The organism is Intrasporangium mesophilum, assembly GCF_054783095.1.
Genome location: NZ_BAAGRF010000004.1, coordinates 319,224 through 343,840, shown reverse-complemented (window position 1 = coordinate 343,840; position 24,617 = coordinate 319,224). Strand labels below are relative to the sequence as shown.

At 71.0% G+C, this 24,617-nt stretch carries 20 protein-coding genes; 8 read left to right on the top strand and 12 right to left on the bottom strand.

Annotated elements, in window-relative coordinates; genetic code table 11:
* The first annotated feature begins 213 nt into the window (after positions 1-213).
* Positions 214-2,271, top strand: a complete 2,058-nt coding sequence (locus tag ACYVLP_RS04940; RefSeq protein ID WP_460626223.1) for a M4 family metallopeptidase — start codon at positions 214-216, stop codon at positions 2,269-2,271.
* A gap of 64 nt (positions 2,272-2,335) precedes the next feature.
* Here the strand turns inward: ACYVLP_RS04940 and ACYVLP_RS04935 are convergent, their stop codons facing one another.
* The 4 genes from ACYVLP_RS04935 to ACYVLP_RS04920 form a co-directional block, all read right to left on the bottom strand.
* On the bottom strand, positions 2,336-2,935 hold the full coding sequence (locus ACYVLP_RS04935) for a hypothetical protein (protein ID WP_460626222.1): 600 nt from the start codon (positions 2,933-2,935) through the stop codon (positions 2,336-2,338).
* A gap of 76 nt (positions 2,936-3,011) precedes the next feature.
* Positions 3,012-4,937 (bottom strand): penicillin-binding transpeptidase domain-containing protein, encoded by a 1,926-nt coding sequence (locus tag ACYVLP_RS04930; RefSeq protein WP_460626221.1) that lies wholly within the window; start codon positions 4,935-4,937, stop codon positions 3,012-3,014.
* A gap of 5 nt (positions 4,938-4,942) precedes the next feature.
* A complete protein-coding gene (locus ACYVLP_RS04925; RefSeq protein ID WP_460626220.1) occupies positions 4,943-5,878 on the bottom strand; it encodes a hypothetical protein in 936 nt (311 codons plus the stop codon).
* 48 nt (positions 5,879-5,926) lie between these two features.
* The gene (locus tag ACYVLP_RS04920; RefSeq protein ID WP_460626219.1) at positions 5,927-6,589 is read right to left on the bottom strand and encodes an N-acetyltransferase; all 663 of its coding nucleotides are present in this window, start codon (positions 6,587-6,589) and stop codon (positions 5,927-5,929) included.
* A gap of 36 nt (positions 6,590-6,625) precedes the next feature.
* Between ACYVLP_RS04920 and ACYVLP_RS04915 the strand changes: the two genes are divergently transcribed.
* From ACYVLP_RS04915 to ACYVLP_RS04900, 4 genes are all read left to right on the top strand, one after another.
* A complete protein-coding gene (locus ACYVLP_RS04915) occupies positions 6,626-7,729 on the top strand; it encodes an App1 family protein (protein WP_460626218.1) in 1,104 nt (367 codons plus the stop codon).
* Positions 7,730-7,741: 12 nt separating this feature from the next.
* Positions 7,742-8,602, top strand: a complete 861-nt coding sequence (locus ACYVLP_RS04910) for an Fpg/Nei family DNA glycosylase (RefSeq protein WP_460626217.1) — start codon at positions 7,742-7,744, stop codon at positions 8,600-8,602.
* A 7-nt stretch (positions 8,603-8,609) separates the two neighbouring features.
* Positions 8,610-9,257: a hypothetical protein gene (locus ACYVLP_RS04905; protein WP_460626216.1), complete on the top strand. Its 648-nt coding sequence runs from the start codon at positions 8,610-8,612 to the stop codon at positions 9,255-9,257.
* Positions 9,258-9,385: 128 nt separating this feature from the next.
* Positions 9,386-10,714: an amidohydrolase family protein gene (locus tag ACYVLP_RS04900; protein ID WP_460626215.1), complete on the top strand. Its 1,329-nt coding sequence runs from the start codon at positions 9,386-9,388 to the stop codon at positions 10,712-10,714.
* Positions 10,715-10,760: 46 nt separating this feature from the next.
* On the opposite strand, the gene ACYVLP_RS04895 is transcribed toward ACYVLP_RS04900, so the two are convergent.
* Together ACYVLP_RS04895 and ACYVLP_RS04890 are read right to left on the bottom strand one after the other, a co-directional pair.
* Positions 10,761-11,267, bottom strand: coding sequence for a CD225/dispanin family protein (locus ACYVLP_RS04895; RefSeq protein WP_460626214.1), 507 nt, complete (start codon positions 11,265-11,267; stop codon positions 10,761-10,763).
* Between the two features lie 19 nt (positions 11,268-11,286).
* Positions 11,287-11,610 carry a rhodanese-like domain-containing protein gene (locus ACYVLP_RS04890; protein ID WP_460626213.1) on the bottom strand — a complete coding sequence of 108 codons (324 nt, stop codon included), beginning with the start codon at positions 11,608-11,610 and terminating at the stop codon, positions 11,287-11,289.
* A gap of 37 nt (positions 11,611-11,647) precedes the next feature.
* Between ACYVLP_RS04890 and pdxY the strand changes: the two genes are divergently transcribed.
* Positions 11,648-12,496, top strand: coding sequence for a pyridoxal kinase PdxY (gene pdxY, locus ACYVLP_RS04885; RefSeq protein ID WP_460626212.1), 849 nt, complete (start codon positions 11,648-11,650; stop codon positions 12,494-12,496).
* Between the two features lie 251 nt (positions 12,497-12,747).
* Complete coding sequence (locus ACYVLP_RS04880; RefSeq protein ID WP_460626211.1) at positions 12,748-14,010, top strand: ATP-binding protein; 1,263 nt, start codon at positions 12,748-12,750, stop codon at positions 14,008-14,010.
* A gap of 18 nt (positions 14,011-14,028) precedes the next feature.
* Here ACYVLP_RS04880 and ACYVLP_RS04875 read toward each other — a convergent pair whose 3' ends face one another.
* Genes ACYVLP_RS04875 through sigJ form a run of 4 tightly spaced genes read right to left on the bottom strand, consistent with a single transcriptional unit; the run spans position 14,029 to position 17,843 of the window.
* Entirely contained in the window at positions 14,029-14,601 is a 573-nt protein-coding gene (locus ACYVLP_RS04875) for a YbhB/YbcL family Raf kinase inhibitor-like protein (RefSeq protein ID WP_460626210.1), read from the bottom strand.
* Positions 14,602-14,639: 38 nt separating this feature from the next.
* Positions 14,640-16,166, bottom strand: a complete 1,527-nt coding sequence (locus ACYVLP_RS04870; protein WP_460626209.1) for a fatty acyl-CoA synthetase — start codon at positions 16,164-16,166, stop codon at positions 14,640-14,642.
* Positions 16,163-16,936, bottom strand: a complete 774-nt coding sequence (locus ACYVLP_RS04865) for an enoyl-CoA hydratase/isomerase family protein (RefSeq protein WP_460626208.1) — start codon at positions 16,934-16,936, stop codon at positions 16,163-16,165. Before ACYVLP_RS04865 ends, ACYVLP_RS04870 begins: the two co-directional genes overlap by 4 nt.
* A 19-nt stretch (positions 16,937-16,955) precedes the next feature.
* Complete coding sequence (gene sigJ, locus ACYVLP_RS04860; RefSeq protein WP_460626207.1) at positions 16,956-17,843, bottom strand: RNA polymerase sigma factor SigJ; 888 nt, start codon at positions 17,841-17,843, stop codon at positions 16,956-16,958.
* An 84-nt stretch (positions 17,844-17,927) separates the two neighbouring features.
* On the opposite strand from sigJ, the gene ACYVLP_RS04855 reads away from it, so the two are divergent.
* Entirely contained in the window at positions 17,928-18,782 is an 855-nt protein-coding gene (locus ACYVLP_RS04855) for an SDR family oxidoreductase (protein WP_460626206.1), read from the top strand.
* A 26-nt stretch (positions 18,783-18,808) separates the two neighbouring features.
* On the opposite strand, the gene ACYVLP_RS04850 is transcribed toward ACYVLP_RS04855, so the two are convergent.
* Positions 18,809-19,714, bottom strand: a complete 906-nt coding sequence (locus ACYVLP_RS04850; protein ID WP_460626205.1) for a carboxyl transferase domain-containing protein — start codon at positions 19,712-19,714, stop codon at positions 18,809-18,811.
* The gene (locus tag ACYVLP_RS04845; RefSeq protein WP_460626379.1) at positions 19,662-24,332 is read right to left on the bottom strand and encodes an ATP-binding protein; all 4,671 of its coding nucleotides are present in this window, start codon (positions 24,330-24,332) and stop codon (positions 19,662-19,664) included. The genes ACYVLP_RS04850 and ACYVLP_RS04845 overlap by 53 nt, the downstream gene beginning before the upstream one ends.
* Positions 24,333-24,617 lie beyond the last annotated feature (285 nt).

The window sequence follows — 24,617 nt, the reverse complement described above, 5'->3', positions numbered from 1 at the left end:
CCGCGAATCTTTTTGACACCAAGCGTTACTCAGCGTTTGGGATGTGTTTGGCAAAGACTTGGAAAGTCCGTTGACCGGGATTCTCGGCTGCTGCGAGCGTCGCGCTCGTTCCGATGGTTATCTCACAGTCTGAGATCGGCGGTGCGGATCTACGGCTTGACCTCGGGACTTCCTCCAGGCGGCCGCGCGCCGCATCCTGACAAGGAGCAACCAGTGAATCGAGTGAAGTCTGGACTGGTGACCGGGGGCCTACTCGCCCTCGCGGTCGCCTTCTCGCCGGCGATCCCGGCGGGAGCAGCAGGTAGCACGGGACACGACAAGCAGCCGGCTCCGGAGTCGCAGAGCCTCAAGGCCAAGGAACAGGCCAAAGCGCCGGCGACCGCACGTGCCCTGGGGCTCGGGGCGGACGAGCGACTGACTGTGAAGTCCGTCATCGAGGACCCGAACGGTGCCTCGCACGTCCGCTACGAGCGGACCGTGAACGGCCTGCGCGTCATCGGGGGCGACTTCGTGAGCCACAACGACGCCTCCGGCGCCGTCACGAGCGTCACCTGGAACCTGCACAAGGATGTCACCCCGGCGTCCTTCACGCCCAAGGTGGCCAAGAGCACCGCACAGCAGGCCGGGCTCGCAGCCTCGAAGGCGAACCACGAGAAGTCCGCCGGGGGTGAGCTCGTCGTGTTCCAGACGGCGTCCGGGCCGAGGCTGGCCTACGACGTCGTCACCGAGGGGGTCAAGGCCGACCAGACCCCGAGCCGCCTGCACACGGTCGTCGACGCGAACAACGGCAAGACGCTGGCCGGCTGGGACGAGGTCAAGTCGGGCACCGGCAACGGCATCTTCGTCGGCACCGTCACTCTCGCGACCACTGCCGGCACGTCCTACACGATGCGGGACACGCACGGCAACTACACGACCGACCTCAACCAGGCCACGTCGGGCACCGGCACCACCTTCACCGATGCCGACGACGTCTGGGGCAACGGGCTCCAGAGCAACCGGCAGTCCGCGGCCGTCGACGCGCACTACGGCGCCGGCAAGACCTACGACTACTACAACACCCAGCTTGGGCGGGCCGGCATCTGGAACAACGGCACCGGCGCACGCAGCCGCGTGCACTACGGCAACAGCTACGTCAACGCCTTCTGGGACGGGACGCAGATGACCTACGGCGACGGCGCCAACAACGCCGCCCCGCTCGTCGAGCTCGACGTGGCCGGCCACGAGATGAGCCACGGTGTCACGGAGAACACGGCGAACCTCAACTACTCCGGCGACGCGGGCGGCCTCAACGAGGCGACCTCCGACATCTTCGGCACCGGCGTCGAGTGGTACGCGAACAACCCGAGCGACGTGCCGGACTACCTCATCGGCGAGAAGATCAACATCAACGGCAACGGCACGCCGCTGCGCTACATGGACAAGCCGAGCAAGGACGGCGCATCGCGAGACTGCTGGAGCTCCACGCTCGGCGGCCTCGACCCGCACTACTCCTCCGGCCCGCTCAACCACTGGTACTACCTCGCCTCGGAGGGCTCGGGCGCCAAGACCATCAACGGCGTCAGCTACAACAGCCCGACCTGCAACGGCGCGACGGTGACCGGCATCGGCCACCTCAAGGTCGAGAAGATCTGGTACCGCACCCTCGCGACGTACCTGACGTCGGGCAGCAACTATGCAGCGGCCCGCACCGGTGTCATCAAGGCGGCCAAGGACCTCTACGGCGCCGGCTCAGCCGAGTGCACCGCGGTCAACAACGCGATGGCCGCGATCTCGGTCCCGGCCAGCACGGAGACCTGTAGTGGCACGACGCCTCCGCCCACCGGCGGCGCCCTGACCAACGGCGGCTTCGAGTCCGGTCAGACCGGCTGGACCGGCTCGGCCGGGCCGATCACCAACAACACGGGCCGCCCGGCGCACACCGGTTCGTGGAAGCTGTGGCTCGGCGGCAACGGCACCACCGCCTCGGAGAACGAGTCGCAGACCTTCGCGGTCTCGTCGACGGCAACGTCGCCGACGCTGACGTACTGGATCCGGATCGATACGTCCGAGACGACGACCACGACCCAGTACGACAAGGCCACGGTGTCGGTCAACGGCGCGACGGTCCACAGCTACTCGAACCTGTCGACGCCCAAGTCGACCTGGGTCCAGAAGTCGATCGACCTGACCGCATACAAAGGAACCAACGTGACCCTGAAGTTCGCGGCCACCGAGGACTCGTCGCTCCAGACGAGCTTTGTCATCGACGACGTGGCGACCAGCTTCTGAGCTGACCCCGCCGACGCAGGACGAACGGTATGCCGCCGGGCCCGGCCCGGCGGCATACCTGCGTTCACGGGGCGGCGGGCGGGGAGGCCGGCGTCGTCGGCGTCGTGCACCGGGTGGTTGCCGGCACGGACAGCGTCACGTCCGACACCAGCGACCCGACGAGGCTCGCGATCTCGCCGAGCGACGGGTCGCGAAGGTCGATCTGGCGGGACTTGTCGTCGGTGACCGAGATCGTGATCGGGTCGCTCTCCGGCGCGACACCCGGGTCGACGGCGGTGAAGTCGTCGGAGGGCGTGTCGCTCGAGGGCGGGCCCAGGCGCAGCGTGGCGAGCACCGAGACGAGCTGGCGCTGCTGGCCTCGCTCGAGAGTACAGACGCGGCCGTGCACCGAGCGCGTCTCGACGAGCACCTTGCCGTTGGCCTCGAGGACGATGCGGTCGTCGAACCCGGCGATGCCCCCGGTGCGGTGCAGGGTGAGCGGGAACTCGGGCCCGGTCGACGAGGAGAGCGAGTCGTCGCCACCGATCCCGAACACCTCCGTCGGCGACGGCGAGGCCTCGGTCGCGCGGGGCGTGACGGGGTCCTCCGGGTATGGGTCGGCGCCGCAACCCCCCATCAAGAAAGCTGCGACGGCCACCCCCGCGACCAGGCCTGCGCGCCTCATGCGCACCATAGTGCGCTCTTGTGTCACCGATCGCACGTCGGAACCGGTCGATTCTGACAACGCTTGGATGAACATTTCACCGGATGTCGTAGGACCTGAGGAAGCTGAGGATGAAGGGTGCGGCGCCGGTGACACCGTTCTCGCCCTCCTCGTTGTAGGCCGCGATGGCGACGTCCCCGCGGCCGGCGATCATCCAGGCGTGGGTCTTGGGCGGGGACGCGGTGCCGAACTCCGCGGTGCCGGTCTTGGCGTACTCGACGCCGACCTGCTTGAGGATCGTGCCCGAGCCCTCGTCGACCACCGCGCGCATCTCCTGCCGCAGCACCTCGGCCTCGCTGGCCTGCAGCGGCGTGGCCGGCGACGGCAGGGCAGCATCGGATGCGATGAGCTTGGGGCGCACTGTCTGGCCCTTCATCACCGACGCGACCACGACGGCCATGGTCAGCGGGGACGCCTCGACCCGGCCCTGGCCGATGAACGACGCGGCGTGCTCCACCTCGTCGTCGGTCGTGGGCACCGAGCCGAGGAACCCGGTGAAGGGCAGGTCGAGCTTCTCCCCGACCCCGAGCGACTGTGCGGCCTTGATGAGGTCGTCCTGGCTCACGGCGGCGTGCTGGCTGATGAAGGCGGTGTTGCACGAGTAGGCCAGCGCCGTCCGCATCGGGATGTTCCCGAGCTTGTCGCTCGGATAGCTGGAGTAGTTGCTGAAGCGCCGGCCGTTGACCACGAGCGTGCTCGTGCAGGGCAGGGGCGAGTCGGCGGTCGCGCCCTTGCGCACCAGGGCGAGGGAGCTGGCGATCTTGAAGGTCGACCCTGGCGCGTTCTTGCCGGCCAGCGCCAGCGTCGACCCGTTGGCGCCGGGTCCGACTGCGGCTGCCAGGATCTCGCCGGTCGACACCCGCAGGACGACGAGTGCGGTCGGGTGCTTGGTCTGTTTCGCCAGGGCGGCCTCGGCGGCCGTCTGGGCCTTCGGGTCGAGAGTGAGGCGCAGCGGCTCGCCGTCGGTGGAGACCTCGGCGTAGACCTCGCGCTTGTCGATGACGCTCCCGTCGGCACCATGGCGGACGGCCTGCACGGACAGGCCGGGCTTGCCGCGCAGCTGCTCGTCGTAGCGGTACTCGAGGCCGTTCTGGCCCACGTCGTCGCCGGCCTCGAGGCGCCCGTTGGACGCGGCGACCTGCTCGGCCGTCGCCTCGCCCACCGAGCCGAGGATCGGCGCCGCCCAGGTGCGCGTGGGACCGAGCACCTCGAGCGCGGGCACCGCGAGGGCGCCCTTGAGTGCGGCGATGGCCGCTCCGTGGGCGTCGAGGATCGGGTCGGTCTGCCGCACCGTCAGGGCCTGGACGAAGGCCTTCGACCCAGCGGCGGACACCTTGGCGGCGTACTTCGCCGGGTCGATGTCGAGGAGCGCGGCGAGCCTGCGTGCCGCAGCGGTGGCGTCGGCCCCGGACACCTTCGTCTTGTCGATCCCGATGACGGACACCTCGCGCTCGGTCATGAGCTTGCCGCCAGCGGCGTCGAGGATGTCGGCGCGCTTGGGCCACCGATGGCTCAGGGTGAGTGTCTCGTCCGAGGCGAGGCCCGGCGCGACGATCCGGGGAGTCCAGGCAACCTTCCACTGCCCGTCGACCAGGGACATGCTGACCTTCGTCTGGTACGTCCAGTCGGTCGGCGAGGCGGACACGTCCCAGCGCGTCGAGATGGTGGCAGTGGCGCGGTCGGAGTCCTCGGCGTGCGAGATGTCGGTCATCGAGACCGCGGGGTGCAGGCCGCCCATGCCCTTGTAGGCCTGCTGCACGAACGCGCTGGCCTTGGCCGCTGTCGTGTCCTCGAGGCTGACGCCGGACAGGTCGCCCTTTGCGAGCCCGGCCGCCAGGGCGCGCGCTGCGTCCTCGGGTGCCGGTGCCTGGGAGAAGAGGGAGCATCCGGCCGCCAGCGTCCCGAGGAGCGCGGCGGACACGAGGGTGGCCGTCGCCTGCCGGGCTCGCGTGCGTCGTGACACGGTGCTCAGCCTCCCGCGAGCGCCGGGGCGGCGCCTCCGGTGCCGTCGGGTCGTCGCCAGAGGACCAGGGCCCCGGCGAGTCCGCCGGCCAGGGCTATGACATAGACGACCCACGGCTGGTGCTCGGGCTGCAGGGCGAGGAGGAACACGTCGCGACCGGCGTCGACCAGGTCGGAGAGCCCGGCGGGCAGGCCGGCGCCGGGTCGCAGCTGCGGCGTCACGTAGGTGAAGGCGGTCATCACCGCCTGGGTGACCGCGAGGAGCAGGAGGGCGACGACCCAGGCGACCAGCCGCCGGGCCGGTCGCAGCCCGAGCGTTGCGAGGGCAAGGCCCATGAGAGCGCCGACGACATAGCGCCCCCACGGCAGGAACGGCAGGGCCGTGTCGATCCCGACCGCGGCCACCAGGACTCCGGTGGCCCAGCCGCCGGCCGCGACGGCGAGGGGGGCCGCGGCGACGGCTCTCGTGACCGGGCCGCCGAGCGCGACAAGCAGGCCAAGGAGCGTGCCCACGACGCTGCCGACGGCGGCCACGGCGACCACTCCGGCCAGGACGCGACGGTCGCTGTCGAAGTCCGCGCCGAGCGAACGGGTGGCGCCGGTCGCCTGGGCGACCGTGTACGCGGTCGCCACGAAGGACCCGCCGACGGCGGCGAGGCACGAGGCGACCCGGCGGCGCGACCGGTCGCGCAGCCACAGCGTGGCGAGCCCGGCCGCAGCACCACCGCACAGCGTGATCGTCAGCAGCTGCGGCAGCAGCGACGCCTGGAACGGCAGGAGCGAGAGGTACCCGCCCCTGACCTCGTCGCCGAGGCCCGACAGGATCCAGGGCAGGGCACCGACCAGCCACCAGAGAGCAGCGGCGATCGGCAGGATCGGCCAGCTGCGCGTCCGGGAGGATCCAGATGGTGCCTCGCTGCCGAGGCCAGCGGCGTTGTCCACCCGCAGATCCGATCATGAGGGGGCGATATTCGCCAAACGGTCAGAATGTCAAGAGTGCTGCGAGGCCTTGACGCGCTCGGGTCTCCACAGCTGCACGGACGCGACCGGCTCGAACCCGGCCGACATGAAGGCGCGCAGGGCGCGTGCGTTGCCGGGCGCACACGCCGCGACGACGACCTGCTCCTTCGAGACCAGGGTCAGCGCGTCGCGCACCACCGCCGAGCCGGCGTGGTCCTTGGCGGGGTCCGTCTCCACGCCGATCTCGGGCAGCCCGCCCAGTCCCGTCGACAAGGTCACGAGCGTGCGGTCGCCATGGACGGCATACCCATAGGTCGCGACCGCGCTGCGGACCGCCGTCGCGTGCTCGGCGCGCGGATGGTTCCGCAGGTCGCTGCGCGGCACGAGGGCCGCGTCGCCGCCGCGCCCACGGGCGACGAGGACGACGTCGAGCGAGTCGATCCAGCCGCCGCTGGCCAGCCGGGAGACCAGGCGTGGGTTGCTCGCGCCCCCGAAGCCGTCGGCTCCGAGCGCCTCGACCTCGCTGTCTCGCACGTCCGGCTCGAGGGCGAGGTAGGCGTGACCGGTGAAGGCGAGCACACCCTCGACGCCCGGTCGCCACGGCTCGACCCGCTGCCACGTGCCGTCCACGGAGGGGAAGTCGCCGGTCGCTGCGCTGCTGAGTGCTTCGGCAATGGGGTGCACGTCGTCCATCAAACATCACCGACGGGCGCCGGGTAGGTTTGGGTCATGTCACGACCGCACGCGGCCGCCATCATCGAGGACAACCTCAACCGGCAGGTCGAGCGCGTGCTGCGTGGGCGTGGCTGGAGCAACAAGGTCGTGACCCACATCGGCTACGGGTCGACCTCGTTCGTCCGCGTGTTCGCACGAGTCGTGCTGCACCGCAAGGGCGAGCCGGGCCCGCCGAGCCGCCAGGACGCGACGGGGGCGCTCGCCCCGGCGCACTACGACCGCGGCTGGCGGGTGTTCGTCACCGCCCATGCGAGCGGCGTGCCGGTGACCGTGACGATCGGCGACCGCGAGGTCTACGGCCGTTCCGACCGGGGAGGCTACGTCGACTTCGTCGCCCATGACCACGGCCTCGAACCGGGCTGGCAGCAGGTCGTCGTCCAGGCTCAGGGGACCGAGCCGGTGCCGGCCGACGTGTTCATCGTCGCCGACGACGTGACCTACGGCATCGTCAGCGACATCGACGACACGGTCATCACGACGATGCTCCCCCGGCCGATGATCGCCGCCTGGAACACCTTCGTGCTGCGCGGCAAGACCCGGCGGGCGGTCACGGGCATGGCTCCGATGTACCGCCGCATCCTCTCGGCGCACCACGGCGCACCGATCGTCTACGTCTCGACCGGCGCGTGGAACACGACGTCGACGCTGACCCGCTTCCTGCTCGAGAACGGTTTCCCGCTGGGACCGTTGCTCATGACCGACTGGGGCCCGACCAACACGGGCTGGTTCCGGAGCGGGCAGGACCACAAGCGCTCGAGCCTCAACCGCCTGGCCCGCGACTTCCCGCAGATCACCTGGCTGCTCGTCGGCGACGACGGCCAGCACGACCCGATGCTCTACTCGGAGTTCGCCGAGGCCCGACCCCGGCATGTCGACGGCGTCTGCATCCGGCACCTGTCCCCCACCGAGCAGGTGCTGTCCAACCCGATCAAGCTCGACCCGCCGCTGCGCCCCTGGGCCGCGCGGACGGTGCAGACCTTCTCTGCCCCTGACGGCTACGGGCTGCTCCGGATCCTCGAGGAGCACGGCAAGGTCGGTGAGCCGGTCGCTGCCGACGAGCAGCCGTCGCGACCCGGTCGAACTGTGGTGCCGGGATGACAGACTTGGGCCATGCCTGAGCTGCCCGAGGTGCAGGCGCTCGTGGACTTCCTCGCCGAGCGCACCGACGGGCTCGCCATCACCACGGTCGGGCTCGCCTCGTTCAGCGTGCTCAAGACGTTCAGCCCGCCGCCGCAGGCCCTCGAGGGCTCCCCGATCGACGGCGTGCACCGGCACGGCAAGTTCCTCGACATCGACGCCGACGGGACGCACCTGGTCTTCCATCTCGCGCGGGCCGGCTGGCTCCGCTGGTCCGACCAGCTGCCGACGACCGTCCTGCGGCCCGGCAAGTCGCCGATCGCCCTGCGCGTCCGGCTGTCCGACGGCTCCGGCTTCGACCTCACGGAGGCCGGCACGAAGAAGTCGCTGGCGGCATACATCGTCAAGGACCCCCGGGAGGTGCCGGGCATCGCGAGGCTCGGGCCCGACCCGCTCGCCGACGACTTCACGCTCGAGAAGTTCAGTGAGCTGCTGGCGGGGCGCCGCACCCAGATCAAGGGGCTGCTGCGCGACCAGGAGGTCATCGCCGGCGTCGGCAACGCCTACTCCGACGAGATCCTGCACGTCGCCAAGCTCAGCCCGTTCGCGATCGCCGGCTCGCTCGCGCCCGACGTCGTCGAGCGGCTGTATGCCGCGATGCGCGACACGTTGACCAGCGCCGTCGTCGCCGCGTCGGGCAAGCCGGCGAAGGAGCTCAAGGACGCCAAGCGTGCCGGCATGCGCGTGCACGCGCGGACCGGCGAGGCCTGCCCCGTGTGCGGCGACATCGTCCGCGAGGTGTCGTTCGCCGACACCTCTTTGCAGTACTGCGCGACCTGCCAGACCGGGGGCAAGCCGCTCGCCGACCGCCGGATGTCCAGGCTGCTCAAGTGATCCCGGCATGCGACGACTGCCCCGTCTGCTCGCCGCTCTAGCGCTCGGCGGTCTCGTGGTGTCGTCGAACGGGTGTGGGTCCAGTGACTCGTCAGGCGGCGTCTCGCAGAGTGACGTGACGCTCCGCTACACGGTCTCTGTCGGCTTCTCGCAGTTCCCCGCCGACCCCGGGGTCCGTCGCAAGCCGGGAACGGTCATCGACTACTCCGTGACCAACACCGGCACGCGGCAGCTCGTCGTCTACGACCGGATCCCCGACATGCTCGGCTCGGCCACGCTGCCTCCCGACCTCAACCCCGAGCACGGGTGGGTCTACATGTCCGGCGGGGTGGTCCGGCTGAGCAGGCAGGGCTTCGCCACGGCCCCCGCCGTGCGGTTCGTCGCCGCCCCGGTGATCGGCGCCCGCGCGCTGGAGCCGGGGGCGACCGTCACCGGCCGGACGTATGCCGTCACGCCCCCGACGCTCGACGTGCCCGGCCCCGACTTCGTGGCGCCACGCGACCCGATCGACCCGGCCGCGACGCGCCTGCAGCTCTGCCTCCAGGTCGGCGAGCGGACCGCGCAGATGCGGCCGTCGCCCGCGCTCCCGGGCGTCCTGGAAGCCCCGGTCGTCGCACCGGGGCCGGGCGACCTCGTCTGCGGCACGCCGGCGTAGCCGCAGCGACTGAGCCTCCCCGTGCATGTTCCTCCCGAGTAACCATTGACGGTGTCCTGGCATTTGGTATACCACTATCTGGTATACCAAATCTCGCGGGCGACGAGCCCAGCTCCAGGAGGACCCCGATGTGCCTGCATGACCACGACGCCACGCCGACCTTGCCCCCCTCGTCGGTCTCCCGCCGCAACGTCCTCGCGGGCGCCGCGGTCCTCGCCGGGGTCACGGCCGCCGGCATCGCCACCGCCTCGTCCGCCGCTGCCTCCACGAGCGGCGGCTCCCGGCGCGGGTCAGTCACCGAGACGCCCGCAGCGCCGCTCGTCGTCGAGGGCGGTTCGGTCGTCGACCCGCTCACCGGTCACGTCATCGAGGACGCCGTCGTCGTCCTGCGCGACGGTGCCGTGCTCGCAGTAGGCTCCCGCGACACGACCCGCAGGGCCGTCGCCGCGGTGGGCAGTGCCGCACAGCGCATCGACGCGTCAGGTCGCTGGGTCGTGCCCGGGCTCATCGACGTCCACGTGCACGCCAACGCGGTCGCCGACGTCAAGGCCCTGGTGCACGCGGGCGCCACCTCGGTGCGCAGCGGCTCGTCGTCCTTCTTCCAGGACGTCGCGATGCGCCCGCTGTCGCAGTGGGCTCCCGGGCTCGCCCCGCGGATGCGGGCCGCCGGGCTGTTCGTGTCTCCGCAGCTGGGAGACTCGGTGCTCGCCGACCCCGACCTCGCTCCTCTCGCCGCCGTGAAGAACGGCGTCACGAGCACGACCGACTTGGCCTACCTGACGAAGGTGAACGTGTCCCGCGGCGTCGACGTCGTCAAGACCCGCGCCAACCCCCGCGCCGGCCTGCCCGAGCAGGACCCTCTCGAGCTCGTCTACGACCGGGAGCAGCTCTCCGCCGTCGTCCAGGCGGCCGCCGGCCGTCCGGTGCTGTGCCACGCCTACAGCGAGGTCGGCATCGACGGCGCCGTCCGCGCGGGTGTCCGGAGCATCGAGCACGGCGTCTTCGTCGGTGACGCGACCATCGCCGAGATGGCCCGCCGGGGCACCCACTTCACGCCGACCCTGGCGGCCATCAGCGGGATGATCGGCTCGAGCAACCCGATCCTCGACGCCCGCGGGCGTGAGTACACCCCGATCCTCATGAAGGCCGTGCGCGAGGCCCACGCCCGCGGCGTCACCATCGTCGCCGGCACGGACTCGTTCGGCACCGATGTCGACCCGATCGGCTCCGAGGTGCGGCTGCTCGTCGAGGCCGGGCTCACGCCGCTCGACGCCCTGCGTGCCGCGACCACCAGCGCGGCCCGCCTCCTCGGCTGGTCGCGCGAGGCCGGACGCCTCGTCCCCGGCGGCTTCGCCGACCTCGTCGTGCTCGACGCCAACCCACTCGAGCACGGTGACGCCTGTGAGCAGGTGAAGGTCGTCGTCGCCCAGGGTGCCGTCGTGCGCCAGGACGCCTGACCGGACCGACCGTCGGTGGGCCGGCGCGTGCGCCCCTTCAATCCCCTCAGTGCCGGCCCATCGACCACATCGTCCCGACGACGACGTAGAAGAGCAGGAACAGCATCAGCATCGCCACCACCGCGGCCACGGCCCACGCGCGAGCCGCCCGCGAGGCGCGGTAAGCGCCATGGGCGTCACCTCGAGACCACCGTGAGCCGACGGTCGCGGCCATGATGATCGAGACGATCCCGAACGGCCAGAAGCAGAAGATCGTCACGAGGATCGCGAGCCCCAGGTAGCTCTTGGGCCGACGGGCGTATGCCGGCGCCCGTCCTGTCGCGGCCGGGGTCAAGGCCCGGTGCGGCAACCGCCGCATCCGCGGCGCCGAGACCGGTGCGGGAGCCTGAGGGAGCGGTGGCGGCGGTGGGGGCTGCGGTGGGGGCGGCTGCGCCGGCTCGTCGAGGGGCTGCGTCCGGTCCCGCGTCGGGTCGAGCTCGGGCAGCCACGCCGACCACGAGTCCTGGCTCGGGTCGGGTGCTCCGGAGCGGTCGTCTCGTCGGTCGTCGTTCATTCGAGGGGCATCTTCCGGCCTAGATGATCTGCGGCTCGCTGTCGGCAGCCATCCGCTTGCCGGCGCGCTGCCAGGCGAGCATGCCGCCTTCGACGTTCGCGACGTCGAAGCCCTGCTGCACCAGCCACATCACCGCACGCGCCGACCGCCCGCCCATGCGGCATACGACCGGCACGGTGTCGTCGGTCTCGGGCAGATCCGCGAGGCGTGAGGGAAGCTCGCCGAGGGGGATGTGGATGGCGTTCGGAGCGTGGCCGGCGGCCCACTCGTCGTCCTCCCGGACGTCGACCATGACGGCGTCGTCGGCCAGATCGGAGACGGTTGTCGTCGGGATCACGCTCATGCACCAATCCTCGCACGTGGCGCTAGCGTGGGCCCTCGTGAAAATACTGTCGATCCAGTCCCACGTCGCCTACGGGTACGCCGGCAACTCTGCTGCGGTGTTCCCGCTGCAGCGGCTCGGGCACGACGTCTACCCGGTGCTGACGGTGACGTTCTCGAACCACACCGGCTACGGCGCGACACGGGGGCCGCTCATCGCGCCCTCCGACGTGGCCGAGGTGATCAACGGGGTCGAGGACCGTGGCGCCTTCCCGAGCATCGACGCGGTCCTGTCGGGCTACCAGGGTGCCGAGGCGGTCGGCGAGGTCGTCCTCGACGCGGTCGTCAGGGTCAAGGCCGCGAACCCCGACGCGATCTACTGCTGCGACCCCGTCATGGGCGACGTCGGCCGCGGCTTCTTCGTCCGCGAGGGCATCCCGGAGTACCTCCGCGACCAGGTCGTGCCCAAGGCCGACATCGTCACGCCGAACCAGTTCGAGCTGGAGTTCCTCGTCGGCCGGACCGTGACGACGCAGGCGGACCTGCTGGCCGCGGCCGCCGAGCTCCGCGCCCGCGGGCCGCAGGTCGTGCTCGTCACGAGCGCGCTGACGACGGACACTCCCCAGGGCTCGATCCAGATGGCGTGCGTGACCGGGGAGGGCGCATGGGTGGTGACCACGCCGATGCTGCCGATGACGGTCCGTGGCGGCGGTGACGTCACCGCCGCCGTGTTCCTCGCGCACTACCTGACCGACGGTGCGCAGGTCGCGCTCGAGCGGACGGCCGCGACCATGTATTCCGTGCTGGAGCGCACGCACGCGAGCGGGTCCGAGGAGATGCTGCTTGTCGCCGAGCAGGACTCCATTGCGAATCCGCACCAACTTTTTGAAATTGAGCCGATCAGTTGACCGTTTGGCCCGCGAACCGGTTATAGTCGCAAGCGCGCCGTTCCGCATGACCACCCCTGACCGTGCGGAACGGCGCTCTTTTGTGCCTGAATTCAGTGGAATCCGCATCAAATGAAGGATGGGTTCGCTGAGTCGGTGGGTAGCGAAGCGAGGCGCCGACCGCCAACCAGCATGGCCAAAGACACCGCGACACGATCTCCCGCTATTCGGATGTCTCAGGTTTTCGATAGACACGCGTATAGCCTCCGAGCGTGGACCCCATCACGAACCCGTACGCCCCCGGGGCCGGGCAGCGGCCACCCGAGCTCGCCGGTCGCGACGAGCAGCTGCGCACGTTCGACGTCGTGCTCGAGCGGATCGCTCGAGGGCGTTCGGAGCGCTCGATCGTGCTGACCGGTCTGCGGGGGGTCGGCAAGACGGTGCTGCTCAACGCACTGCGTTCTTCGGCGGTGCGCGCCGACTGGGGGACCGGCAAGTTCGAGGCACGCCCGGACCAACGGCTGCGACGGCCTCTTGCGGCGGCGGCGCACCAGGCGGTCCGAGAGCTCGGTCACCCGCGGGGCGAGGATGTCGACCAGGTCCTCGGCATCGTCAAGTCGTTCGCGCTGCGCGATGCCCCGACCGGCTCCAAGCTGCGGGACCGGTGGCAGCCGGGCATCGACGTCGCGGCCGTGCCTGGACGTGCCGACTCCGGCGACATCGAGATCGACCTCGTCGAGCTCTTCACGGACATCGGCGGGCTCGCGGCGGACGTCGGAAAGGGCGTCGCCTTCTTCATCGACGAGATGCAGGACCTCGACCCGGAGGACGTGTCGGCCCTGTGCGCGGCATGTCACGAGATCTCGCAGTCGGGACTGCCCGTCATCGTCGTCGGCGCCGGGCTGCCACATCTGCCTGCGGTGCTCTCAGCGTCGAAGTCCTACTCCGAGAGGCTGTTCCGCTACTCCCGAATCGACCGGCTGCCCCGTGACGCGGCCGACCAGGCGCTGGTCGGTCCCGCCGGCGAGGAGGGCTGCGAGTTCACCGGCGAGGCCCTCGACGCGATGTATGCCGTCACGGCCGGCTACCCCTACTTCATCCAGGCGTACGGCAAGGTCGTGTGGGACGTCGCACCCACCTCCCCGGTCACCGCCGAGGACATCCGGGTCGCCGTGCCCGAGGCCGAGTCGGAGCTGGCGGTCGGCTTCTTCGGCTCTCGCTTCGAGCGGGCCACTCCTGCCGAGCGTGAGTACCTCCGCGCCATGGCCGACGCCGCCATCGTGGACTCGCCCGAGGCCCCGGCCGATGCCGACGGCCACGCTGACGCGGAACCGGGCCACACGGCATACGACGGGGTCGTCGAGCGCGACGCCGTGCCGACCGCGGCCGTCGCCGACGTCCTCAGGCGCAAGCCCCAGTCCCTTTCTCCCGCAAGGGATGCGCTGATCAAGAAGGGCCTCATCTACTCCAGCGAGCGCGGCCAGATCGCGTTCACCGTCCCCCATTTCGGCCGCTACCTCCGCGCTCAGGCCTGACCCCCGGGCGCGCTGCCGCTAGCGCCCGTACGTACCGACGAGCCGGCCCTGGGCGACGGCAGTGTCGCCGATCGCACCCAGCGCCTGGTCGAGCCCGACGCCGTTCGCGAGCCCGGTCGCCCTGGAGAGCGCATAGACGGTGAACCGGTAACGATGGATGCCGCTCGGTGGGCACGGCGGGTACCACCCCACGCGGCCGCCTGAGTTCTTCGCCTGAACGGCACCCGCCGGGAGCGTATCCCCGTCGAGCTTGCTTGTCCCAGAAGGAAGATCAAGCACGACCCAGTGGGTGAACGTGCCGCTCGGCGCGTCAGGGTCATCGACGACGAGCGCCAGTGCGACGGCACCCGACGGCGTGCCGGACCACGCGAGCGGCGGGATCCTGCCCGCGCCGTTGCAGGTGTAGTCCACGGGGATCGGCTTGCCCTCCTGGAACGCGCTGCTGGTGACGGTGATCGACGGTGAGACGGTCACGCTCTGCACCTCCTGTGGTTGCGTGCCTCCACATGCCGTGAGCGCCCCGACGAGCACGACGAGCAGAACAAGCAGGGCGACCCCGGTGACCCGGCTCCTCGGCACGTTCTCCAGCATCCGCCCTGCCCCGGCCGCCGGTCCAGCGGGCCGGCGCGTCACTCCTGGGCGGCGAGGTCGTCGCGCAGGACCCGCTTGAGGAGCTTGCCGCTCTGGTTGCGCGGCAGCTCGTCGACGAAGTGCACGGCCTTGGGGAGCTTGAACGGCGCCAGGCTCCCGCGCGCATGGTCGACGAGCTCGGTCTCCGACACCGTCTGGCCCTCCTTGAGCACGACCACTGCGGTGATCGCCTCGATCCAGCGCTCGTGCGCCGTGGCGATGACGGCGACCTCCGCGACCGCGGGATGGGTGTAGATCGCGTCCTCGACCTCACGCGAGGCGACCATGACCCCGCCGGTGTTGATGACGTCCTTGATGCGGTCGACCACGGTGACATATCCATGGTCGTCACGGCTCACGAGGTCACCGGAGTGGAACCATCCGTCGCGGAAGGCCTCCTCGGTCGCCTCGGGCTTGTCCCAGTACCCGGTGCAGAGCTGCGGCGACCGGTAGAGCAGCTCGCCGGGCGTGCCCGGCTCGACGTCATCTCCCTCGGGGTCGACGACGCGAGCCTCGACGAACAACACGGTGCGCCCGCACGAGCTCGGCCGGTCGGCATGCTCGTCAGGCAGGAGCACCGTTGCCAGGGGGCCGATCTCTGACTGGCCGAAGCAGTTGTAGAAGCCGAGCTCGGGCAGCCGCTGCTGGAGCCGCTCCCGCACGGGCACCGGCATGATCGACGCGCCGTAGTACGCCTTGCGCAGCGACGACAGGTCAGCACCGTCGAGCGCCGGGTGGTTCGCCAGCGGCACCCACACCGTCGGGGCGAGGAAGAGCGCGCCGTTGCGGTTCGCCGGCACCTGCTTGAGGATCTCGGCGACGTCGGGACGGGCCATGAGATGGTTCGTCGCGCCGATCGCGAGGTACGGCATGAGGAACACGTGCATCTGCGCGGAGTGGTAGAGCGGCATACAGTGCAGCGGCGCGTCGCCCTCGGCCAGCTCCAGCGCGACGATCGCCGACACGTACTCGTGCACGAGGGCTCGGTGCGTCATCATCGCGCCCTTGGGCAGCGAGGTCGTCCCGGACGTGTAGAGCAGCTGGACGAGGTCCGTGTCGGACCGCTCGACCTCCACCAGGGGCACGTCACCGTGGCTCCACACCGGGAGCACGGCGTCGTCCGTTCCGTGCAGGACGAGCACCTGCTCAACTGAGGTGTCGGCACGGACGGACTCGACGCCCTCGCGCAGCGCCTGGTCGACGAGCGCGACCCGGCTGCCGGAGTTCTGCAGGAGGTAGGTCAGCTCCGGACCGGTCAGGGCATAGTTCACCGGAACGTGCACCAGCCCGGCGCGAGCGCAGCCGAGGTAGGCCAGCAGGTACGCGTCTGAGTTGAGGCCGACCGTGGCGACCCGGTCACCGGCCTCGAGTCCCAAGGAGATCAGGTGAGCGGCGGCGCGGGACACGCCCGCGTCGAGCTCGGCATACGTCCAGGTGCGGTCATCGAAGATGAGCGCGGTCCGGTCCGGGTAGCGGGTCGCGCTACGGCCGACGATGTCGTCGACGGTGCTGCTCTGGGTGGTCACGAGTCTCCTTCGGGGGTGGGCGTGGCGAAGGCGCGGATCAGCTCGCCCGCTTCGGGGGTCGCGGCCAGACGCGCGATGGTGACGGCCTCGTCGGCCAGGTGGTCCGCATACGAGCGCCGTGGGGCGGCGCGCAGCAGCCGGGCCGCCTCGCGGACCGCGCCCGCCGGAACCGAACCGAGGGCCTCGACGACTGCCTCGGCTCGCGCCTCCAGCGCGTCCGGCGGACAGACCTCGCTGACGAGTCCCCAGTCGAGGGCCGCCGCGGCGTCCAGCCGGAGCCCGGTCAGCGCGAACAGCGCGGCGCGTCGGGGTCCGACGGCGTCCGGAAGCAGGGCGGACACACCGCAGTCGGGTGACAGCCCGACCCCGGGGTATGCCGCCAGGAACGTCGCCCGCTCCGAGGCGAGCACGATGTCGGCAGCCAGGACGAGGCCGACCCCGGCACCGGCGGCGGTGCCCTGGACGACCGCCACGACGACCGCGGGCAGCTCGCGCAGCGTCACCAGCGCCTCGTGGAGCACACCCGCGAGCTCGGCCACGAACGACCCACGGTCCGCGGCCGTGGCCATCGCGCGCACGTCCCCGCCCGCACAGAACATCCGCCCTTCCGCGCGCACCACGACCACGCGCGGCCGCTCCGATGCCAGCCGGCGTATGCCGTCCCGCAGGTCGAGCGCGGTGGCCAGGTCGAGCGCGTTGCCGGCGTCTGGCCGGCTGAGCCGCACCGTCGCCACGTCGCCCACTACGTCGATGAGAGGGGCCGTCGTCACCAGGCCATCCTGCCCCCAGTCACTCGACCGCAGAAAGGTCCACGCGGGCCAGGCGCTCCGGGTCGTAGAGCACGTCGATCTCGACGATCCGGCCGTTGGTGACCGTGAACGCCATGATCGAGAACGGCTTGCCGTTGACGACCACGACCACACCGGGTGTGCCGTTGACGAGGGCCGGGCGCGCGTATGGTGCGAGCCTGCTGGCCAGCGTCGCCTGCGCAGCCACCTCCCGCGGCGTGCGCAGCTCGATGGTCGGCCGGCTCCTCGACCCACCACCGTCGGCGCGCAGCACGACCTGCGGGTCGAGCACGGCAACCAGGGCATCGAAGTCCCCGCTGCGGGCTGCGGCGAAGAACGCGTCGACGACCTCACGCTGCCGGGCGAGGTCCGGGTCGGGCCGTGGCGCCTCGCCCTGCACGCGCCGGCGCGCCCGGCTCGCGAGCTGCCGCACCGCGGCCGGCGTGCGGTCGAGCACGTCGGCGATCTCGTCGAACGGCACGGCGAAGAGGTCGTGCAGCACGAAGGACACCCGCTCGGCCGGCCCGAGCGTGTCGAGCACCACCATGAGCGCGAGGCCAACCGAGTCGGCGAGCAGCACCTCCTGCTCCGGGTCGAGGCCCTCGGCCGAGCTGATGACCGGCTCCGGGACGTGCACGTCCAGCGGCACCTCACGGCGGTGGTCTCGCGCCCTGAGCAGGTTGAGGCAGACCCGCGTCACCACGGTCGTCAGCCAGGCCGCGAGGTTGTCGATCGACTCGGTGTCGGCCCGGCCCATCCGGATCCACGTCTCCTGCACGGCGTCGTCGGCCTCGCTCAGCGAGCCGAGCATGCGGTAGGCCACGGCGCGCAACCGCGGCCGCTGCCGCTCGAACTCCGTCTCCAGCAGGTCGTCAGGCACTGATGTCACATTCCCTTCTTCGCAGGTGTCGCACTGGGTAGACCCACGAAAGACACCAGACGTGACCGAGATCCGAAGAGAGGCCGAGAGCTCATGACATCACGCATCCTCCTGACCGGCGGCACCGGCACCCTCGGGAAGCAGGTCGCCCCGCTCCTTCGCGCCGCGGGCGTGGACCTGCGCATCCTCAGCCGAACCCGGCGCGCCGAACAGGCGAGCGGAGCGAGCCAGACTGAATACGTCGTCGGCGACCTGACCACCGGAGCGGGCGCCGAGTCTGCCGTCGCCGGGGTCGACACCATCGTCCACTGCGCGGGAACGCAGCAGGGCGACGAGGTCAAGACCGGCAATCTCGTGCGCGCAGTGCGCGCGACCGCGGGTGCGTCCCTTCCGCATCTGGTCTTCATCTCCGTCGTCGGTGCCGATCGGGTGCCGGTCGTCAGCCGGATGGACCGGATGATGTTCGCGTACTTCGCGTCCAAGCGCGCCGCTGAGCAGGTCGTCGAGCAGTCGGGGCTGCCGTGGACCACGCTGCGCGCCACCCAGTTCCACGACCTCGCCCTGCTGACCCTCCAGGGCCTGGCGAAGTCGCCGCTCATGCCGTACTTCTCCGGCACCCGGTTCCAGCCGGTCGATACCGGCGAGGTCGCGGCGCGGCTCGCCGCGCTCGCGTTCGCGGCGCCCGCCGGCCTGGTCGACGAGATGGGTGGCCCGACCGTCTACGAGATGAAGGACCTGGCCCGCAGCTACCTGGCCGCCACCGGCAAGCGTCGGCTGCTCGTGCCGCTGCGCGCCGGCGGGCAGGCCGGCCGGGCCATCCGGGCCGGCGCCAACCTCACGCCGGCCCACGCTGTCGGGCACCGCACCTGGGAGGACTTCCTCGCCGAGCGGGTCGGGCACCACGCTGCGCCGAGCAACGGCACCTCGGCGCAGCGGTCACCCGCCTGACCCCACTGAGATCTCGGACCGACGGCTCAGCGACGCAAGCCCTCCTCGAGCGCCTCGATGATGCGGGGACGCAGCTCGTGCGCCCCGATGACCGCGTCGACCGACCCGACCGAGACGGCCCGGTGGATGCTGTGGACGCCGTCGAACTCGGACGCGACCTCGCCGAGCTTCTCGGCCCGGACCGTGCTGCGTAGCTCGGCCAGTTCCGTGGCGAGGCGGGCCCGCTCCACACCGGAGGCTGCAGCAGCTCTGGCGTCGAGGTCGGTGACCCTGGGGTCGGATGCGGTCCGTGCGTCGACGTCGCGCGAGAACACCACTGCGGCTGCCGGCGCACCTCCGATGACCGACGCGAACGAGCCCTCGACGGCGAGGACGGTCATGCGCGGGTTGAGCGCCTTGGAGAAGACGACGAATGCGCCGCCGTGGTAGCGCGAGACGACGGTGAACACGATCGGACCGTCGAAGTTGACGATGGCCCGGCCGATCTCGGCGCCGTACTCGAGCTGGAGGTTGCGCATCGACTCCGGCGACCCGTCGAAGCCCGACAGGTTCGCCAGCACGACGACCGGTCGGTTGCCGCTCGCGGCGTTGATCGCCCGGGCGACCTTCTTCGACGACCGCGGGAACAACGTGCCCGCGGTGTACGTGTCCGGACCGTCGGTGGGCGGGAACCCCCGGCGCGCAACGGACTTCGACTCGATGCCGATGAGGCACACAGGGATGCCGGCGAGGTGCGCGTCCTGCACCACAGCCGTCTCCGCGTCGGCCATGCCCGCCCAGCGCTCGAGCGGCTCGTGGTCCTGGTCGCTCACCGCGCGCATCATCGTGCGGATGTCGAACGGCTTCTTGCGGTCCGGGTTGGTCAGGGACGAGAAGATGTCACCGACCGTGGTGAAGCCCGAGTCGGGCACGTCGTGGGGGAAGAGCGTCACGTCGCGATGGGTCGGGTCNGAGCGTCACGTCGCGATGGGTCGGGTCGCTGGTCGGCACGCGGCGCGGGCCCGACTCGCCCGGCGCGACGTAGGCGTGGTCGTAGTGCGCCATGAGGATGGCCCGCGCACCGGCGAGGTCCTTGGCCCAGTACTGCGCCTGGCCGTTCGGGCCCATGACGCGGTCGTAGCCGCCGATCCCGAAGTTGTCCTCGGCGGACACGCCGCCGGAGAAGTCGAGCGACTGCTTGCCGGTGAGGACCATGGCGCTGTCGGGCGTCATGACGAGGATGCCCTTGGTGTGCATGAGCATCGTGGCCTCGGCATTCCAGTAGGGCTGGGCGCCCACGTTGATGCCCGCGACGACGATGTTGATCTCGCCGCCCGCCTGCGTGAACTCGATGATCCGCTTGAGGGCCTTGGCCACCCAGTCCATGTTCTCGGTTCCGGAGTCCATCGAGATGCGCGCGCCGGCCGACAGCGAGTACCACTCCACCGGCACCTGCATGCTCTCGGCCAGGTCGATGGCGGCGATGACCCGTGCGCACTCGGCCTCCGCGACCGAGCCGAGCGAGCGCAGCGGGTCGCCCGACAGCGCGACGCGGGTCACCCCCTCGGGGTGCCGCATCGTCGGCGACGTGACGACGGCGACGATGATCCCGGCCTTGTTGAGACCGAGCGGCCGGTCGACGGGGACCAGCGCGCCCGAGTCGTCGAGGTCGTGCTCCTGGACCGTGCCATTCGTGCCGGCGATCATCGCCTGGAGCTCGTACGGGTAGACCAGGCCGCGACGGCGGGCCCGCACGACCTTCGACGCGTAGTCGTCGAGCGGCTTGAGCGGCTCGGTGGGGGGCGCGGCAAGGCTCGCCACGACACCCGAGCCCGGCTGGTACCCGAACCGTGCAGCCATCGGGATCGGCGAGTCACCGGGACCACCCGCGACGCTGCCCTGGATGAGGACCTCCTCGATCCCGGCCCCGGCCGTGACCGGAGCGATCTTCGACTGCAGGGCGGTCAGCTGGTTGACGTCGGCGTCGATCGTCGGCCAGACCGAGATCCAGACGTGGTTCATGTCGAGCTTGGTCGCGCCGGGCCCGCGGCTGGTCCGGACGTGCCGGATCGCCTCGAGGCAGTTCGCGATCGCCCGCTCCACGTGCGGCAATCCGGAAACCATGCCGGACTCGTCGCGCACGACGACGACCTGGCGCACCTGCGCGAGGGCCACGAGCCTCCGGTCGTCGGGGTTGTCCTTGGCGACACACTCGTAGAGCAGCACGTCCTCGGGTGCCTCGAGCCGGGTCACATCGAAGGTGATGAGCCGCCAGAGGTTGAGACGGCGACCGACCATCGGGTGCACACCGCGCACCAGGCGGTCCTCGGTCAGGCCGTCGGCGCTGGGCCGGAACGTGAAGTAGCCGACCGGGCGACCGTTGCCCGGGCTGACGGCGACGGCGACCCGGCGCACCTCGTTGCTGAACTCGAGCTCGCTGAGCAGCGCGGCCAGCCGGGCGCTCGCCTCGTCGGGCGACTCGGGCTCTTCGGGCCAGCTGAGGTACAGGTCGACGACCGCCTGGTGCTCTTCAGGACGGCCCCAGACATCGTTCGACACGGCCTGGTCCAGGGCGCTGCCCGAGGCCAGCTCCTCGACCCGTCCGATCGTGGTGGTCAGGTGCGTCGGGCGCCCGTCGAGCGTGTAGTCGGCGACCGCAAACGGCCGCCCACCGCCGAGGAACGTGTGCAGGCCGTGCAGCTCGTGCTCGCGGTAGTGCCGCTTGATGAGCACCTCGAGCATCGGCTCGTGCTCGGGGAGGTCTCCCGTCACCGGGTCGTGCAGGCGCTCGGCGAGGAACCGCACGATCTGCTCGGGGATGGCCGCGAGCTCGTCGACGCGGGCGGAGTGGTCGGGCGCGTCGGGGGTCGCCGCGAGCGCAGCCAGCTTGTCACCCACGCCGGCGAGGACGCTCTGCCGCTCGAGATCGACGAGCGGCTGGTCGAACCACCGGAACCGCACGCTCCGGGCGAGATCGCCGACGACAGGGAAGCGCAGCTGCGTCGCCACGACCAGCCGGTCGAGCGTCTCCCGCCCCTCGACGTAGAGCGACGGCTCCGGAGCCGGCTCGGCCAGCCATCGCTGCAGCAGCGACGTGGCCAGGAGCACCTCGGGCGCCGAGCGCTGCTGCGCCAGGAAGATCCGGAACACGGCCTCCTCGAGGTCCGGCGTGCGCTCGAAGTCGGGCACACCGTAGTGCTCCAGGACGCGGGCGAGCTTGTCGCGGAAGTCGTCCGGCAGGGCGGCCCGGTCGGGGTCGAGGCTCTGCAGGTAGGAGTGGAAGTGCTCCTTCGGGCTGTGCACGAGCAGCTCGGTGTGGCGCTCTTCGGCGGCGGGTCGGTTGCGGCTGAGCTCGGCGAAGTCCGTGAGCAGCTGCAGGACCGCGATCTCCTCGGCGAGAGGCACGGTGCCGCCCGCGGCGAGCTCGTCGCGGGCCGCGAGGTACCCGGCAAGGGTGCCGCGGTCGCCGTTCGGGTCGCCGTCGAAGCCGAGGATCGTGGCCGAGAGGTCCTCGATGCCCCGCTGAGCACGCTCCGCCGAGGTCGTCTCACGCGACCCCGACTCGGGCAGGTCGAGGTCGACGGTGCTCTCCTGCGCCACCTCCGCGGAGTCCGCCTCGTCACCAGTGGGCTCGAGCCGCACCAGCGGCGCGCCGGTCTCGACCTGGCTCCCGACGGCGACGAGCAGCTCACGCACCCGGGCCGGGAACGGTGCCGGCAGCACCGTCTCCATCTTCATCGACTCGAGCACGAGCACCGGCGCACCCGCGGCCACCTCGGCACCGACCTCCACCGGGGTCGCGACGACGAGTGCCGGTGCGGGCGAGCGGACCACACCGCCCTCGTCGCGGGAGACCCGATGCGTCACACCATCGACCTCGACGAGGTGCACGGGCCCGTGCGTGGCGGTCACCAGGCGGTGGGGGCGTCCCTCGACGGTGATCCGGCCGGCATACTCGTCGATGCGGTCGACCTGAGCGTCGACCACATGACTGTCCCCGCCGTTCTGGATCGACACGCGGTAGCGGTGGGAGGCGGTGCGCAGCACCATGACCTTGTATGCAATCCCGCGCAGCTTGAGGTCGATGGCGCGGCCGACGGTGTGCTGGACCTGCGGGCGTCCGCCGCGGGCGGACTCGAAGAGGCGGGCTCGCTCGATGGCCTCGGCGTCCTCGTACGCCTCGATGCCGGCGGCGACGAGCGCGACGCCGGAGTGGCGGTGCGACACGAGGCGTCCTTCGCCTCGGACGCGGTCGATCCAGCCGGTGTCGGCCGAGCCGTCGATGATCTCCGGCTGGTCGAGCAGGTCGAGGATGAAGCTCTTGTTGGTGGAGCCGCCCTCGATGACCACGGTCGTCTCTGACATGGCCCGGCGCAACCGCGCCAGCGCCTCGTCGCGGTCACGGCCGTAGGCGATGATCTTGGCGATCATCGAGTCGAAGTCGGCCGGGATGGAGTCGCCCTCCCCGACGCCGGTGTCGACGCGGATGCCCGGCCCGGCTGGGAAGTCGAGCAGCGTGATCTTGCCGGGCGACGGCGCGAAGTCGCGGTCCGGGTCCTCGGCGTTGAGCCGCGCCTCGACGGCGTGTCCGCGCTCGGTCGGCCGTCCCTGCGGCAGTGTGTCGAGACGGCCGCCGTTGGCGACGTAGATTTGGAGCTTGACGAGGTCCGTGTCGGTGACGACCTCGGTGATCGGGTGCTCGACCTGAAGGCGGGTGTTGACCTCGAGGAACGCGAAGAACTTCTCCCCGGGGTGGTAGAGGAACTCCACCGTCCCGGCCCCGGCATACCCGACCGCGACGGCGAGGCGCTCGGCGCTCGCCTTCACCTCGGCGACCTGCTCGCTCGAGAGCACCGGCGACGCCGACTCCTCGATGACCTTCTGGTTGCGCCGCTGCACCGAGCAGTCGCGGACGCCGACCGCCCACGCCGTGCCCTGCCCGTCGGCGATCACCTGGACCTCGATGTGGCGTGCCCCGGTCACGAGCTTCTCGAGGAAGACGACGCCGGAGCCGAAGGCCCGCTGAGCCTCGTCACGGGTGCGCTCGTAGGCGTCGGTGAGGTCTGCGTCCGAGTCGACCCGGCGGATGCCGCGCCCGCCGCCACCGGCAGTGGCCTTGAGCATGAGGGGATAGCCGATGCGCGCGGCCGCGGCCTTGGCGTCCTCGAGGGTGTCGACCCCGCCGCGGCTCCACGGCGCGACAGGCACGCCGACCTCCTCGGCAATGAGCTTCGAGCCGATCTTGTCCCCGAGCTTGCGCATCGCCTCGGGGCTGGGTCCGATGAAGGTCACGCCGATCCGCCCGCACAGCTCCGCGAAGGCCGGGTCCTCGGCGACGAACCCCCACCCGACCCACGCGGCGTCCGCCCCGGTCTCACGCAGCGCCCGCTCGAGCACCGAGTGGTCCAGGTAGGGCCGCGCCGACGCCGGACCCAGGTCGTACGCGTGGTCGCTCTCCCGGACGAACATCGCGCGGCGCTCGCCCTCGGTGTGCAGGGCGATCGTCTCGATGCGGTGGCCCCCGGGCCCGGCCTCGGCGTTGAGGTCTCGTACGGCGTGGATGAGGCGCATGGCGGCCTCGCCTCGGTTGACGATCGCGATGCGCGAGATCATCGAGCAGTTCTCCTTCACGTCGCACCCGGTCGGGGTGCGTGGCGCACGTCACGCCACATGCGCAGCCTTCCACTCCTTCCGGCTGACCCGCGAGTAGACATCGGACTTTGTCGGGTGACGCCCACCCAATAAGCGGGGTATGCCGTCCCGAGCGGTGTCCCGAGCCGTGTCCCGAGCGGTGTCCCGAGCGGCCCGAGCCCGCGGTGTCCGAGTCGTCCGCGGACGGGTGCGCTCGCCGTCCCG

Coding starts and splice junctions, on each gene's coding strand:
- ACYVLP_RS04895 (WP_460626214.1), bottom strand. CDS start 11,267: ATGAACGACGACCGACGAGACGACCGCTCCGGAGCACCCGACCCGAGC.
- ACYVLP_RS04915 (WP_460626218.1), top strand. CDS start 6,626: ATGTCACGACCGCACGCGGCCGCCATCATCGAGGACAACCTCAACCGG.
- ACYVLP_RS04890 (WP_460626213.1), bottom strand. CDS start 11,610: ATGAGCGTGATCCCGACGACAACCGTCTCCGATCTGGCCGACGACGCC.
- ACYVLP_RS04875 (WP_460626210.1), bottom strand. CDS start 14,601: ATGCTGGAGAACGTGCCGAGGAGCCGGGTCACCGGGGTCGCCCTGCTT.
- ACYVLP_RS04905 (WP_460626216.1), top strand. CDS start 8,610: ATGCGACGACTGCCCCGTCTGCTCGCCGCTCTAGCGCTCGGCGGTCTC.
- ACYVLP_RS04920 (WP_460626219.1), bottom strand. CDS start 6,589: ATGGACGACGTGCACCCCATTGCCGAAGCACTCAGCAGCGCAGCGACC.
- ACYVLP_RS04910 (WP_460626217.1), top strand. CDS start 7,742: ATGCCTGAGCTGCCCGAGGTGCAGGCGCTCGTGGACTTCCTCGCCGAG.
- ACYVLP_RS04855 (WP_460626206.1), top strand. CDS start 17,928: ATGACATCACGCATCCTCCTGACCGGCGGCACCGGCACCCTCGGGAAG.
- ACYVLP_RS04935 (WP_460626222.1), bottom strand. CDS start 2,935: ATGAGGCGCGCAGGCCTGGTCGCGGGGGTGGCCGTCGCAGCTTTCTTG.
- ACYVLP_RS04900 (WP_460626215.1), top strand. CDS start 9,386: ATGTGCCTGCATGACCACGACGCCACGCCGACCTTGCCCCCCTCGTCG.